Here is a 13,817-nt window from a genome sequence, read left to right as displayed (position 1 = left end):
TTTACATTTCAAGCATCAACGACCGTGAATGAGGAATTTTTCAACTTTGCCTACATCGAGTTCTGAACCTAAGAGTGCGTGCCATTAGTGTTTGATAAAACGAGTAAATAGTCACCTGAACATGTATAAGCCCAACAGATACCTGACGATAAAAAGCCTGTCAGAGTCACCGATAGATTGACGTAGCGCAGTTTGCGACTCGGCTGAGCAAGATATGGTAATCCCCTCTGTTCCTAACGAGGTATAACAATGACTCAAATTAATCGTGAACGTCTGGTCGAACACTTTATTCAACTTGTCAAAATTGACAGTGAATCTCGCAACGAAAAGCAAATTGCTGAAACGCTAGCAGAGCAGCTCGGGGAGCTTGGCTTTACCGTACATAAGTTAGCTGTCCCACAAGATGTCTCCAATGGCTTTAACGTCTACGCTCGCTTGGAAGGTGAACTTGCCGACAGCATCGTACTGAGTTGTCACATGGATACCGTAACCCCAGGAATTGGTATTGAGCCTATCATCGAAAATGGCATTATCCGCTCTAAGGGGAATACCATCCTTGGCGGTGATGACAAGTCGGGTATCGCTGCAATCATAGAAGCAGTCCGTTGTATTCAAGCGGCTAACCAAGCTCACAAGACCATCGAGATAGCATTCACTGTTCATGAAGAAGGCGGACTATTTGGTTCGCAGCACTTTGACATGTCTTACATCCAGTCAGACAAAGCGATCGTACTCGATACAGGAGGGCCGATTGGCACCATAGTCAATGCCGCTCCGGGTCAGCAAAAAATCGTCGCCAACTTTATCGGTCGTCCTGCGCACGCCGGTTTGGCGCCAGAAGAAGGCATTAGCGCGATTCAAGTCGCAGCAGATGCTATCACTCAAATGAAGCTACTGCGCATCGATCACGAAACAACGGCTAATATCGGGATTGTACAAGGCGGTAATGCGACCAACATCGTTATGCCTTCTTTAAAAGTGGTCGCAGAAGCGCGCTCACTAAATGATGAAAAACTCTCCCAGCAAGTATCGCATATGATTGAGACGTTTCAGGCAGCGGCCGATAAGTATGGTGCTCAAGTAGAGATTGATTCAACCCGCGCATACAACGCATTTGTCATTGCTGATAACCACCCTCATATCGAAGCAGTTAAAGCATCATTTGAGGCGATTGGTGCTAAGCCTTACACCAAAGGAACTGGGGGTGGTAGTGATGCAAATAACTTCAATGCGAAAGGATTAACCACCGTAAATATCTCAACAGGTATGGCAAAAGTACATACCACAGAAGAGTTTATCGCCGTTGACGATATGGTCAAAGTAAGTGAGTTTGTTCAACACTACCTTACACACTAACCGTAAAAAAAGCCGCGACCGCGGCTTTTTTATTCTCTGGTTAATTTGACCAGCCGCGCTTCGCGCACCTCTTGTTTCATCATCGAACCGAACTCTTCAAAGGACAGTGGCTGAGAAAACAAGTAACCTTGGTATTGGTCGCATCCTTCTTGACGTAAAACATCAAGCTGCTCCTGATACTCAACCCCTTCAGCCACCAGCTTAATGCCTAAACTATGTCCCATCTGAATGATGGTTCGAACAAGCACTCGGTCTGAGTGGCTAACGGCACAATCATCGACGAAACATTTATCTATCTTGATCACATCCGTCGGTAACTGTTTGAGATATTTAAGGCTAGAGTATTCGACACCAAAATCATCAATCGCAACCGAAACGCCAATGGCTCTCAACTGGCGACAGATATCGGTAATGTTTTCTGGGTCACTCATTAAGGTCGACTCTGTAATCTCCATCTGCAATAGATGCGATGGCAGTTGTGTCTCTTTTAATGCGTGGCATACCACTTCGAACAGATCAGCGTGAGCAAACTGAACCGTTGAGACATTGACAGCAATACAGATGGATAGCCCCTGATCATGGTAACGTTTTGCTTGACGGCATGCTTCTATGATTATCCACTGGCCGACAGGCACGATCTGAATCGTTTTTTCCGCAATAGGGATAAATTCACTAGGGGAAATAGGCCCAAGCTGAGGATGGTTCCAGCGCAACAACGCTTCAGCACCAACAATGCGTGCGGTTTCAATTTCCACTTTGGGCTGGTACATCAACATAAATTGATCGCTTAATAACGCCGACTTAATTTCCGTTTCAATCTGATGCTGCCTAATTGTCTCGCCAAGTAGTTCATCATCAAACCAGCACACCGCTCCCGCTCCTTCAGAGCGTGCTTTATACAATGCAAAATCTGCGTTTTTTTCCCATACTTCGGTGCTGCCAAGTGCATCTCCCGCCATCGCAACGCCAATACAGTAAGACAACCGATGAGATGTATTGTCGACATTGAACATCACTCTTTGATGGCGGCTCAGTTTATCAACCAGATCATTGAGCTTTTCTACAATGTCCTGTTGCTCCACAACAACGAGAAATTCGTCACCACCAAAACGGTAAACCTTACCATCATCCCCGACCAAGTCTTTCATATGCCTGGCAAACGCGACGAGAAGATCATCTCCATGGCGATAACCAAGCCTGTCATTGACATTTTTAAACCCTTCTAACCCAATGTGGATCAGCCCAAATTTCTTGGCGTTACTCTCATTTATTCGGCTTATGTCCTCCCGATACGCATTGATATTCGGCAGTTTTGTGAGGTAATCGGTTTGACTTTCTATTTTAAAGACAAGGGCTTGCTGCTTGGTCTTCATATATGAATAGGTCATCAATGTTGCGAACACACTACTCGCTGTCATTTCAATCGACACATCGATAAAGGCATCAAACTCAGTGAGTGACAGTTGATATAGGTAGCCATTGATCAACGCTGCACAAACAGCAATCGGCCATAACGTTCCTGGGAATAACACCACATAGCATAAAGGAAGCGCAAAGAGGCATACCTTGATCTCATCAAGACCGAAGTGCTGCACTAAACCTCCAGCAATAAATATCGCTACACCAGCAAACGCACAAAGGTGTTTGAATGCAAGTACTTGCGTGTATAACGCAAAGAGGAGTAATGCAGGAAATAGGTAAAACGGCATCTCCCACGGATGTGGATCAGATAAAAGTGCACGGGACATGACGCCCACTGCAGCAATATAGGCGATATAGCTTATAACCTGCACGCTTTCATTGAATTTAAACAGCCGCATCCTGAGCCTTCATTTCCCAAGCAATTACTTTAAACGTAGCGCATTTTCTGAAAATCGCTTTACTCGTTACCAAATCAGTGCCTCTATCCTGAGACAGATAATAAAAACGCCTCTAAGATAGAGGCGCTTTTAGGGCGAAGGCGGAAACAGACTAAAGACCGAGCTCTTGCGATAAGGCCTTCATTTGTTTTAAATCCATCTGATGAACACGAATCATTTGTTCAACTTGACTCAACCTTGATTGTGCTTCGTCTTGCTTATCACACGCATCTGATTTGGCATCCCAAGAGGTGCCTTCCAAATAGACATCACACTGTTTTTTCAATTCAACGATTTTGGGCGCAAGTTCTTCACGTTCTTTCTCTAGGGCTTCTAGCTCCTGAGAGACTTTCAGTTCCTGCTGGAACAACTCACGTGAACGCTCAAACATTGTTGCCTGCATATCGGCCTGTCGGTTGAGCTGAGTATTCTGGCTATTCACCGTGGTTATTTGCTGTTTTTGCTGCGCAATCTGCTCTTTCAAGGTCGTATTTTCGGTTTGTAGTTCGTTGACCTGTGACTGAAGCGCATCCAAAGCCAGTTTATGCTCTTGTTGCTGAGCATTCATCGCCAATTGCAGCTTCTCTTCAACCTCATCATCAACCTTGGCAACTCTCTGCTCTACTTGAGTGGCCATTTGTTGTTTGTCAGCCACTAACGTTTGATATTGTTGTTCAAGAGATTGGTAAGTCGATTCCCACTTTTGTGCCGTGAGTGTCGAACCCACCAAACCACCTAACGCAAGACCTAACGCACCAGCGATGACAATATAGAGGCGAGCACGCTTGTCTCTCTCCTCAATCACAACAACGTCATCATTCTCTTGTATATCGTTTTGTTCGTTCACTTATTGCTCCTAAAGCCTAGCGAATTAGTTCTGTAACCATGATTGTTGCGGTATAGATAATAAAGCTGGAAACCAACGTTATTACGACGTACTTCTGCAACTTCTCGCTCGTACGATAGCGGATCAGTACAAACGCGATGACAATCAAAAACGCGATGGCAAGTAACCTTGTCATAACCTCTCCTTGGGCAGATCCTATACTGATTACTTTATACCATTTTTTGTGCCTAAATAGTCAGAGTCAGGTTGTTTTCGCCACCCACAGTATTAAATAAATTATTTCAATTGGTTACTTTAAATACGTTGTGACCAAATCTGGATGAAAAGGCGTCACTTTTATTTGTATATCAGCATTTTATTTGGTGTGTCACTTAGAATGAGGTATAAAGAACCGTAATAAAACCATGGGACCAAAATGATGAAACCATACAAACTAGACAATAAAAAGCGCCGTATTCAAAAGAAACTTTTCCTAGGCGAGTTTGCAATGAAAGGTTTTGAACTGAGTTGCGAAACAAACATCAATGATTTTGATCGATACGATGCATTTGTTGATGACTTCATCGACTACATCGATGGACTAGGTCTCTGCTTTGGTGGTGGCGGCTTAGAACTCTTCGAAGGTTTCCTATGCTGTAACCAACGCTATGCTGATGCGACTGAAGAACATCAAGCTCAAGTTTTAGCATGGTTAGAAGCACGTGAAGAAGTGAAAGCGGTGAAAGTGAGTGAACTCGTAGACGCAAACTACTTCTAATCTCGATTATAGCGCCTTAAACGGCGCTATTTTTTTATTGGTCTTATCTCACTTCCATTCCTAGATTGTACTGCGCTAAGCAGCGTGTCACGTAACTTACCTTTAACAAGGCAGCAATAATTATCGTACTAATATGGGCGGCGATTTGTTCGCTCAAAGTGAAGTGTTGCGCATATGGGTAGCAAATCAGCACACTAAATATCAACGCCACAAAGGTAAGAGTCAGAGCGACATTGGAAAATGTTAGTAACTTTTTGAATGTTATTTGGCTTGGTTGAGCAGACATATCGACCTCACTTGGATCATCTTATAGTAGTTCAAGCTCCACACTGCATTTCTCTTGCCATGATTTAATTTTAATAAAATCAACAAATTACGACTACCACTCCCAGAAATAAAGTCATATTGACATCATCAAACAAGAGTCAATATGACACAATAAAATCATTAAAACCCACACTTATCTCGATAATAAAATCGATCAAAAACATGCAATTCTGTTATTGAATTACATCAAAATAATGATAAAGTTCACACGTCGACAGCGAACAGTGCTATCGACCAACTTTTGCTCTTAAATTGAGCAATTGTTCCGATGAAGACTGCAGGAGAGCGGTTATTTACCAAATGTTAACATTTGCATAAAATAACCTACCGAAGAAGTAAATCTTTCAGGTGCTATTTAGGTAGCGAGGACTGTAGTTGGAGGAACCTCTGGAGAGAACCGTTAAATCGGTCGCCGAAGGAGCAAGCTTTACGCAAGTAAAGTGAAACTCTCAGGCAAAAGGACAGAGGAGTGGAAAGATCTAACCTACTACACCGCTTTTCTGCCTGTAGTTAATCAGAGATCCCTGATCTCTGTGCTTTCCCTCTTCTCCTTAAATAAGCATTATCACTTAAGGGGAAATCATGGATAACCTGCAATCTTTACTAAAAACAATCGACAATTTTGTCTGGGGCCCACCGCTTTTAATCTTGCTGGTTGGTACTGGAATATACTTCACTTTTCGCCTCGGCTTACTGCAGTTTCGACACCTTCCAACCGCTTTGAAACTCGTTTTTAGCAAAGATGACTCTGGCAAACAGGGCGACGTCTCTAGTTTTGCTGCTTTGTGTACAGCTCTTTCGGCAACAATCGGCACTGGTAATATCGTCGGTGTCGCGACAGCAATCAAACTTGGCGGGCCTGGTGCGCTATTTTGGATGTGGCTTGCGGCTCTGTTTGGTATGGCAACCAAGTACGCAGAATGTTTACTCGCCGTAAAATACCGCCAAACAGACGACAAGGGACAGATGATTGGTGGCCCAATGTACTACTTACAGTACGGCGTTGGTTCCAAAACTCTGGCCGTTTTGTTCGCGGTATTTGCACTGGGTGTTGCCTGTTTTGGTATTGGCACCTTCCCACAAGTCAATGCCATTCTTGACGCAAGTGAATTATCGTTTGGCGTTTCACGCGAAATATCAGCGAGCCTACTGACTTTATTAGTAGCATTTGTGACGATCGGCGGCATCAAATCTATCGCTAGCGTCGCGGGTAAAGTCGTCCCTGCGATGGCACTTTTCTACGTTGTTGCCTGTTTAAGTGTGATTATCACCAATGCAGATAAATTGCTTGATGCGATCGAACTAGTGCTCGTTTCTGCCTTTACTTCAACGGCAGCAACGGGAGGCTTCCTAGGCGCAAGTATCATGCTGGCAATTCAATCTGGAATCGCTCGTGGAGTGTTCTCTAATGAGTCCGGCCTTGGTAGTGCACCCATGGCGGCAGCGGCGGCAAGAACTGACTCTTGTGTCAAGCAAGGTCTTATCTCAATGACAGGCACCTTCTTCGACACAATCATCATCTGTACGATGACAGGTCTGGCGTTGATTCTTACGGGAGCATGGCAAAGTGACTTCGCTGGTGCGGCGATGACAACACACGCTTTTGCCGTCGGCCTGAACTCACAAACTTTTGGCCCAATGCTGGTTTCTATTGGCTTGATGTTCTTCGCTTTCACGACCATTTTAGGCTGGAACTACTACGGAGAGCGCTGTGTCGTATACCTCTTTGGTACCAAAGCAGTATGGCCATACAAGATTGTTTTCGTCTGTTTAGTGGCGTCAGGTGCATTCTTGCAACTCGACATGATCTGGATAATCGCAGACATCGTCAACGGCCTGATGGCGATTCCGAATTTGATCGGGCTGATCGCGCTGCGTCAGGTTGTGATTGAAGAGACCAAACGTTACTTTGACTCCGCAATCAACCTCGTTCAAAAGCCTCAACACGTCGTTTAACCTTTTGTAGATCGGGCAAGCCGCCAATCGGCTTGCCCTTTTTATCATCGCTCACTGAACTACGCTGTCGTCACTGCTAAATAGACAAGAAAGATTGGCTGCCCCCTTAACTTTCGCCTGATGTTCTATGCTTGTACTGTTAGAGCCTCCCTACCTCATTTCTTCTATGATTTATGCCAATTCACCCTATTCTGAGAGCTCTGTCGAACTGAGAGAGTTCAATCTTCGTCAATATCTGGACGAGATCCTTGTCTCCATGCAGTGCCCGTTAACTCAACTTGTATTTGATTCCTTTCTTTCCTATACCCATAAGAGGAACCGTCCTAGTTAACAGGCACCACATACGTTTAAAATTAGCAAGGAAGCTGATATGCCACTAGAGCTGCTCAGGGAAATGGATGAACCCACACTACCTGCTTGGAAAGTCTTAATTGTTGACGATGAGGCTGATATTCATCAAGTGACCGTATTGGTGCTAAAACGTTTTAAACTTGATAACCGACCACTCGAATTCATCCATGCGTATTCTGGAGCAGAGGCAAAAGAAAAACTCTCTACCTATGACGACATCGCCTTGATATTTCTCGACGTTGTGATGGAAACCGATGATGCGGGACTTGAAGTCGCACGTTGGACTCGTGAAGACTTAGGAAATCACAAAACACGCATCGTTTTACGTACTGGTCAGCCAGGACAAGCACCTGAGCAATCAGTGGTCGCCAACTACGATATCAATGACTATAAAGAAAAAACCGAACTGACCAGCCAAAAGCTATTTACCACGGTACTGACTGCCATCCGTTCCTATCGAGATATCGTTACTATCGAAAATGCAAAACAGATGGAAATTAATTATCGCATGGGGCTAGAACGCGTAATTCAGTCCACTTCTGTGATATTTCAACAACATACTTTGCAAACCTTCTCGAGTGGAATTTTAAAGCAGGTACTCTCTTTACTGCGTATGAATGACCAAAGCATGTTGGTCTCGGTACGCGGCCTAACCACACTGTGCCAATCGAATAATCAATATAAAATCTTGGCTCAAATTGGTGATAAAAAGGAAGAATTAGACCCTACCACTCGTCGCTATCTAAATAGTGCTATTGAAAAACAAGCCAGTATTATCGATGGTGATGTATTCGTTGGTTACTTCTCTACCAGTTCAGGAGCAGTGAGCCTACTCTATCTAAAAGGCGCTAGAAAAATCACCAAACTGGAAAGTCAGTTGCTCACTCTTTTTTCTTACAGCGTCAGTCTCGCGTTCGAGAATCTCTCTCTTAGTCAGGAGATCATTGATACGCAAGGAGAACTCATTTACCGCCTTGGTGATGTGGTTGAGTCGCGCTCGCAAGAAGCAGGAAATCACGTAAGGAGGATGTCGGAGCTCAGTTATGAATTGTGCCTATTGCTCGGTTATTCAGAAGAAAAAGCCAACGTATTACGCCAAGCCGCGCCAATGCACGACATCGGAAAGATTGCCATCCCAGATTCTGTTTTACTCAAACCAGGAAAGCTCAATAGCGAAGAATGGCAAGTGATGAAAACTCACTCAGCTATCGGTCACAACATACTTGCTGGATCTAAAAGGAAGATTCTTCAAACTGCTGCGACTATCGCCCATCAACACCACGAAAAAGTCGACGGGAGTGGATATCCTCAAGGGTTAAAAGGCGATGAAATTAGCATAGAGGCAAGGATCATTGCTGTTGCAGATGTCTTTGACGCATTAACCCATGAACGCTGTTACAAGCCGGCTTGGCCGATAGAAGACGTGATCACAGAACTAAAGCGCTGTCGGGGTAGTCACTTAGATGCCCACGTGGTCGATACTCTACTGGACAACATTGACGTGGCATTGAACATCAATAACACCTACACCAGCAATTAGGCACAACTAAAGTGTTGTGTCCTCAACAATCAGTTTTGCCCCTAATAGGATAAGCACAGCCCCCGTCGTACCTTCCATCCACTTCATAAAACGAGGACTTTTTAACAACGTTTTTGCACTGGTTAATGCCCCAGCTAAGCCACATTGCCAGCACATGGCGATGACAAAGTGGATGCTTGCCATGAATAGTGATTGCAGCAATGGTGAGCCTTGTGGGTCGATAAACTGGGGTAAAAAAGCCAGATAAAAAACCGCCGTTTTCGGGTTAAGGACATTGGACAAAAAGCCTTCACGCAGTGAACGACGAATGCGGAGGGATTGATCCTTACCCTCTTTAAACTCCATACCCTGCTGTTTACCCAGAACCGTCTTTAAACTACTGATCCCCAACCATATTAAATATGCTGCACCCAACATTTTAATGAAGCCGAACAACTCCGCGGATTGAGCTAATAACGCAGAGATCCCAACCGCTGAAAATAACGCGTGGACAAACAAACCACTACAGATACCAACGCTGGTTATCGAGCCATCCACAAATCCCGCGCGCGAGGTATTGCGGATAACCAGAGCAGTATCCAAACCCGGTGTGAGTGTTAATATGGTGATAGCGATGACAAACGCTTCAAAGTTTTCAATAAACACAGGATCCATCCTCCTAACTATTTGTCTTCAAACTACCTATTTCCGTCCTAATTTGCCAGAGAATAGTATTGATCTCGAAAACATCTGACATGATCACTGCTTGGTATCACTGTTAATGGTTGGTAAACTGACGTTCTATTTCCAAGGTCAAGGAAGGCATTTCAATGAGTGCATTCAATAAGTTAGTCCAACATTCTAAAAAGATTTCTCATTTTAACCACTTAGCCGCTATCTGCGGCTGGGATCAGGCAGCAATGATGCCTAGTGGGGGTAACCAAGCACGTTCTGAAGCCATGGCGGAGCTGTCAGTTCATATTCATGGCCTGCATACTCAACCACGCCTCGAAGAGTGGTTCTCTGAAGCGGAAAATGAAGCATTAGATGCTCAGCAATCCGCTACCTTACGTGAACTTAAACGTCAGTGGCAGCAAGCCAACGTCTTGCCGGAGGCCTTGGTTCAAGCGAAGTCATTAGCTGGTTCAAAGTGTGAACATGCTTGGCGTAGCCAAAGAGGTGAAAACGATTGGAATGGTTTTGAGAAAAACTGGGCAGAAGTCGTAAAACTGTCTCAAGAAGAGGCTCAAATCCGCGCCGAGGCGAACGGTCTTTCTCCTTACGATGCGATGCTAGATATCTACGAACCAGGCACCAGTTCCGCTTCTCTCGACCAATTATTTAGTGATGTCAAAACATGGCTACCTGATCTAATCAACCAAGTCATCGATAAACAGGCAACGGAGCAGTTCATCCAGCCGCACGGACGCTTTGACCCCCATCAGCAGAAAGCGTTGGGGTTAGAAGTGATGTCACTGCTGCAATTTGACTTCAACCATGGTCGACTTGATGAAAGTGTTCATCCATTCTGTGGTGGTGTTCCAAGCGACGTACGCATTACGACTCGATATGACCAAAGTGAATTTGTTCAATCACTGATGGGAATTGTTCATGAAACTGGCCATGCTCGATATGAACAAGGCTTGCCAAAAGCGCTTGCTGGTTTACCTTCAGGTGAAGCGCGTTCAATGGGTATTCATGAATCTCAATCTCTGTTCTTTGAAATGCAGGTTGGACGAAGCGAACCCTTTATTGCCCATTTGTCGAAATTGGCCGCTAAAAACTTCCTTGGCCATGATGCCTCGCTATTCACTCAGGAGAACTTCCATAAGCTTTACACGCGAGTGAAAAAGGACTTTATCCGTGTTGATGCTGACGAACTGACCTACCCTGCTCATGTAATTCTTCGATATGAAATTGAACGTGACCTAATCAACGGCAATATCAAACATACCGATGTGCCTGAGCTATGGAATCAGAAGATGCAGCAGTATCTTGGTCTCTCAACAGAGAACAATTATAAGAATGGTTGTATGCAGGACATTCACTGGACAGATGGCGCATTCGGTTACTTCCCAAGCTACACACTAGGAGCGATGTATGCCGCACAGTTTATGGCCGCAATGCAGAAAACGGTTGATGTGGACGCTGCAATTCGAAGCGGTGATCTAACTCCAATCTTCACGTGGCTATCAGACAACATTTGGAGTAAGGGAAGCTTGTTGACAACTGACGAGCTAGTAAAACAGGCCACGGGGGAAACCTTAAACGCCCAGCATTTCCAAGCTCACTTAAGAAGTCGCTACCTGTAAATTATATCGGGCAGCCCGCGCTGGGCTGCTCGGTTTGCTAGCGAGACACCGCATTGCGCAGAAAACTCTAAGCCATTTATCCAAACTTACAGTAAGAGAAAATACTTAGTATTAATTCGGTAAACACTGACATTTCGATTATTGCTAATTGTCTGATAGTTAATCAAAAATAGAAAACTATCTGATAGAAGGAAGTAATAATGAAAAACTTTGTGTACGGCGTTACCTTACTCACCTTGGCTTTCAATTCACAAGCTGACCCACTTTATACAATCGATGAAACACTCTCCACCATTAGTTTTGCTACGATTAAAAAACAGTATATTGCTGAGTCAGCAGTCATCAACCACATACAAGGCATGGTTGACGAAACAGGAACGCTTAAAGCAAGGGTTCCTTTAACTCAGATCAACACTGGCATCCCTATTCGAGATGAGCGTTTGAATCAATTATTTTTCAAAACCGACGCTTATCCAAACGCTGAAGTCATCGCCAAAGTACCAGAGGAGGTACTCACCAGTGATCAGTACATATCACGATTGAGTATCCCACTGTCAATAACGTTAATGGGTACAACAAAGGAAATAACGACAAGTGTCAATGTCATAAAAACCAATGACATTTTATCTGTTTCAACCAGCCAGCCAATGATCATCAATGCCCTAGACTTTGCCATTCCGGAAGACAACCTGAAAAAACTAGCGGAAACCGTAGGTTCTATCTCGATTTCCACGTCCGTACCAGTCTCGATATCCATCGTCCTAAGTAAATAAGCCAACATGAATTAGGCAAAGGATTCATTATCCTTTGCCTTTACTCTCAAACGGCAGATCTATCCCTCGCAACGAGAGCCCCACGGTCATCGATAGCACCAACTTAAATTCAATTTATTGAATAAATTTAATATGCAACTCAAAAAGTATTTTCATTTATTAAATTGAACCCCATTCTGAAAAACAACATTTCAGAACTTACCAAATATGATAATTAATAAGCTGATCCCATAAATAGATTACGGTTTCAACCAACTATAATTTGCTGCTATATACTAAGTTATTGATTACATGGCATTACATGTCATTTAGACACCAAACCAAGATCTTAACAGTTGATTCAGGGCGGTATCGCGCTTTGTTAGCAACTATGATCTAATAGGCCAAAACAATGTGAGTGCGGTGCGCCAAGCCAAAGACACAAACAAGCGGGTTGGTGTAACGATTACAGAGCACAAGTGTTCTTTGGTTTATCAATTAACCAAGGTATGCTCGCGCCCTGACTATTAATTAACGCTAAAGACAAGTGTAATAAATGGACTTTATTATCGGGAAAAATTAACTAAGAAAAGGACTTCACTATGCGTAAATATCACTATTTAGCACTACTCATGTCAGCCTCTTTTTTCTCTATGGCTGGAGAACATACTGTCAGCTTTTCGGCTAGAGTCGTCGAACGACCTTGCCCTATACAGACTGAAAATCATACAAATAAATTTATACAGACTGAAAATCATGCAAAAAAATTAATCGAAGATAGCTGTGTCCCCTTCAAAAAACCTGTATATGAAGCAATTTATGATACAGAAGATGATGGCATTACAGTCAAACATATTGGTAACATCGTTCATGTAACCTATCTATAGACATTAGTAATGTGGCTCACAAGCTGTAGTTAATGCTAGCATTGAGCCCATATCATTGGCTATTTGCTATCATTTTCTACCACTGTAACAACCATACCGGCTTCCACAACGACTTCATTCGGATGTTTTTCTATACCGCTAAATATTCCCTCAATTCCTTTGCTTCTTCTTTTAGCCTCACTAGGTTAACACAGAATACTACTGATAAATCTAATGATCGTAAAACGAGAACAATCCTATAAAACAAGTTCAAAACTCTGTCGTCCAATACCCATCGCATTTCCATAAAACCTACAAATAAGCGTAAGAGAGGCTACTAGCCCCTCTTATGTCAACCACAGACTAATCCTCTGACTGACAAAATGTCGCTATATACAGAGCTTCAACTTTTTCTCGAGCCCACGGTGTACGGCGTAAAAACTTCAGAGATGATTTTATTGATGGGTTATTGTAGAAACAGTTGATCTGAATTTCTGCGTCAAGTCCTTCCCAGCCGTAATGCTCTTGCAGGCGGGTAAGAAGTTGCTCTAACGTAATACCATGTAATGGATTGTTCGGCTGTTGCTGACTCATTGAATAGTGTTCCGACGATATCGAGGTGTAAAACGAGAGTCTAGCAAATATCAGTTATCTTTATTACGTTTTTCACTCCACAACGCACGTCCTCGTCTTTTACTTTTGCGGGTTTGGCAACGAATCAAAATCGCTTGTTTCTCCTCGTTAGACGCAGCTGACCAATTTAGGATCTCGTCTAGAGTTCGAAAACAACCTAAACAGATCTCTTCCTCATCAAGGCAACAGTGGCGAATACATGGACAAGCGATTGTCGATACGCCACTGTAACTTTCATTATCTCGGTTCATTTCACACCCCACTGTCTAGATTCTAGACCGA

Annotated in this window: 14 protein-coding genes and 2 riboswitches; of the genes, 7 read left to right on the top strand and 7 right to left on the bottom strand. The window is 43.7% G+C overall.

What is annotated here, in order from left to right; translation table 11 throughout:
- Positions 1–249 precede the first annotated feature (249 nt).
- On the top strand, positions 250–1,356 hold the full coding sequence (locus ACQEXT_RS03220) for a M20/M25/M40 family metallo-hydrolase (protein WP_426950609.1): 1,107 nt from the start codon (positions 250–252) through the stop codon (positions 1,354–1,356).
- A gap of 29 nt (positions 1,357–1,385) precedes the next feature.
- On the opposite strand, the gene ACQEXT_RS03215 is transcribed toward ACQEXT_RS03220, so the two are convergent.
- The 3 genes from ACQEXT_RS03215 to ACQEXT_RS03205 all read right to left on the bottom strand — a co-directional run bounded on the left by ACQEXT_RS03215 (position 1,386) and on the right by ACQEXT_RS03205 (position 4,237).
- On the bottom strand, positions 1,386–3,176 hold the full coding sequence (locus ACQEXT_RS03215) for a putative bifunctional diguanylate cyclase/phosphodiesterase (protein ID WP_426950608.1): 1,791 nt from the start codon (positions 3,174–3,176) through the stop codon (positions 1,386–1,388).
- Positions 3,177–3,327: 151 nt separating this feature from the next.
- Complete coding sequence (locus ACQEXT_RS03210; RefSeq protein ID WP_138972233.1) at positions 3,328–4,062, bottom strand: chromosome partitioning protein ParA; 735 nt, start codon at positions 4,060–4,062, stop codon at positions 3,328–3,330.
- 16 nt (positions 4,063–4,078) lie between these two features.
- On the bottom strand, positions 4,079–4,237 hold the full coding sequence (locus tag ACQEXT_RS03205) for a hypothetical protein (protein ID WP_171052208.1): 159 nt from the start codon (positions 4,235–4,237) through the stop codon (positions 4,079–4,081).
- Positions 4,238–4,480: 243 nt separating this feature from the next.
- Between ACQEXT_RS03205 and ACQEXT_RS03200 the strand changes: the two genes are divergently transcribed.
- Positions 4,481–4,819 carry a 50S ribosome-binding protein YggL gene (locus ACQEXT_RS03200; RefSeq protein ID WP_269376940.1) on the top strand — a complete coding sequence of 113 codons (339 nt, stop codon included), beginning with the start codon at positions 4,481–4,483 and terminating at the stop codon, positions 4,817–4,819.
- A 43-nt stretch (positions 4,820–4,862) separates the two neighbouring features.
- On the opposite strand, the gene ACQEXT_RS03195 is transcribed toward ACQEXT_RS03200, so the two are convergent.
- The gene (locus ACQEXT_RS03195; RefSeq protein WP_426950607.1) at positions 4,863–5,105 is read right to left on the bottom strand and encodes a hypothetical protein; all 243 of its coding nucleotides are present in this window, start codon (positions 5,103–5,105) and stop codon (positions 4,863–4,865) included.
- Positions 5,106–5,414: 309 nt separating this feature from the next.
- A riboswitch (glycine riboswitch) is annotated at positions 5,415–5,528 on the top strand.
- A 2-nt stretch (positions 5,529–5,530) separates the two neighbouring features.
- Positions 5,531–5,614: riboswitch (glycine riboswitch) on the top strand.
- 114 nt (positions 5,615–5,728) lie between these two features.
- Between ACQEXT_RS03195 and ACQEXT_RS03190 the strand changes: the two genes are divergently transcribed.
- Entirely contained in the window at positions 5,729–7,102 is a 1,374-nt protein-coding gene (locus tag ACQEXT_RS03190; RefSeq protein ID WP_331416972.1) for a sodium:alanine symporter family protein, read from the top strand.
- A gap of 370 nt (positions 7,103–7,472) precedes the next feature.
- Positions 7,473–8,993, top strand: a complete 1,521-nt coding sequence (locus tag ACQEXT_RS03185; RefSeq protein ID WP_426950606.1) for an HD domain-containing phosphohydrolase — start codon at positions 7,473–7,475, stop codon at positions 8,991–8,993.
- Between the two features lie 6 nt (positions 8,994–8,999).
- Here ACQEXT_RS03185 and ACQEXT_RS03180 read toward each other — a convergent pair whose 3' ends face one another.
- Entirely contained in the window at positions 9,000–9,638 is a 639-nt protein-coding gene (locus ACQEXT_RS03180; RefSeq protein ID WP_426950604.1) for a LysE family translocator, read from the bottom strand.
- A 164-nt stretch (positions 9,639–9,802) separates the two neighbouring features.
- Here ACQEXT_RS03180 and ACQEXT_RS03175 point away from each other — a divergent pair, with 164 nt between their 5' ends.
- The 3 genes from ACQEXT_RS03175 (at position 9,803) to ACQEXT_RS03165 (ending at position 12,923) form a co-directional block, all read left to right on the top strand.
- Positions 9,803–11,284 carry a carboxypeptidase M32 gene (locus tag ACQEXT_RS03175; protein ID WP_426950603.1) on the top strand — a complete coding sequence of 494 codons (1,482 nt, stop codon included), beginning with the start codon at positions 9,803–9,805 and terminating at the stop codon, positions 11,282–11,284.
- 200 nt (positions 11,285–11,484) lie between these two features.
- Positions 11,485–12,057 (top strand): YceI family protein, encoded by a 573-nt coding sequence (locus ACQEXT_RS03170; protein WP_426950602.1) that lies wholly within the window; start codon positions 11,485–11,487, stop codon positions 12,055–12,057.
- A 581-nt stretch (positions 12,058–12,638) separates the two neighbouring features.
- The gene (locus ACQEXT_RS03165; RefSeq protein WP_426950600.1) at positions 12,639–12,923 is read left to right on the top strand and encodes a hypothetical protein; all 285 of its coding nucleotides are present in this window, start codon (positions 12,639–12,641) and stop codon (positions 12,921–12,923) included.
- Positions 12,924–13,265: 342 nt separating this feature from the next.
- Here the strand turns inward: ACQEXT_RS03165 and ACQEXT_RS03160 are convergent, their stop codons facing one another.
- The gene (locus ACQEXT_RS03160; RefSeq protein WP_426950599.1) at positions 13,266–13,496 is read right to left on the bottom strand and encodes a VF530 family DNA-binding protein; all 231 of its coding nucleotides are present in this window, start codon (positions 13,494–13,496) and stop codon (positions 13,266–13,268) included.
- 50 nt (positions 13,497–13,546) lie between these two features.
- Positions 13,547–13,786 (bottom strand): DUF1289 domain-containing protein, encoded by a 240-nt coding sequence (locus ACQEXT_RS03155; protein ID WP_426950597.1) that lies wholly within the window; start codon positions 13,784–13,786, stop codon positions 13,547–13,549.
- Between the last annotated feature and the right edge of the window lie 31 nt (positions 13,787–13,817).

This window comes from Vibrio sp. TRT 29B02, from assembly GCF_050113655.1.
In the GTDB taxonomy this organism is placed as follows: Bacteria; Pseudomonadota; Gammaproteobacteria; order Enterobacterales; family Vibrionaceae; genus Vibrio.
This window is presented reverse-complemented; position numbering and strand designations above follow the sequence as displayed.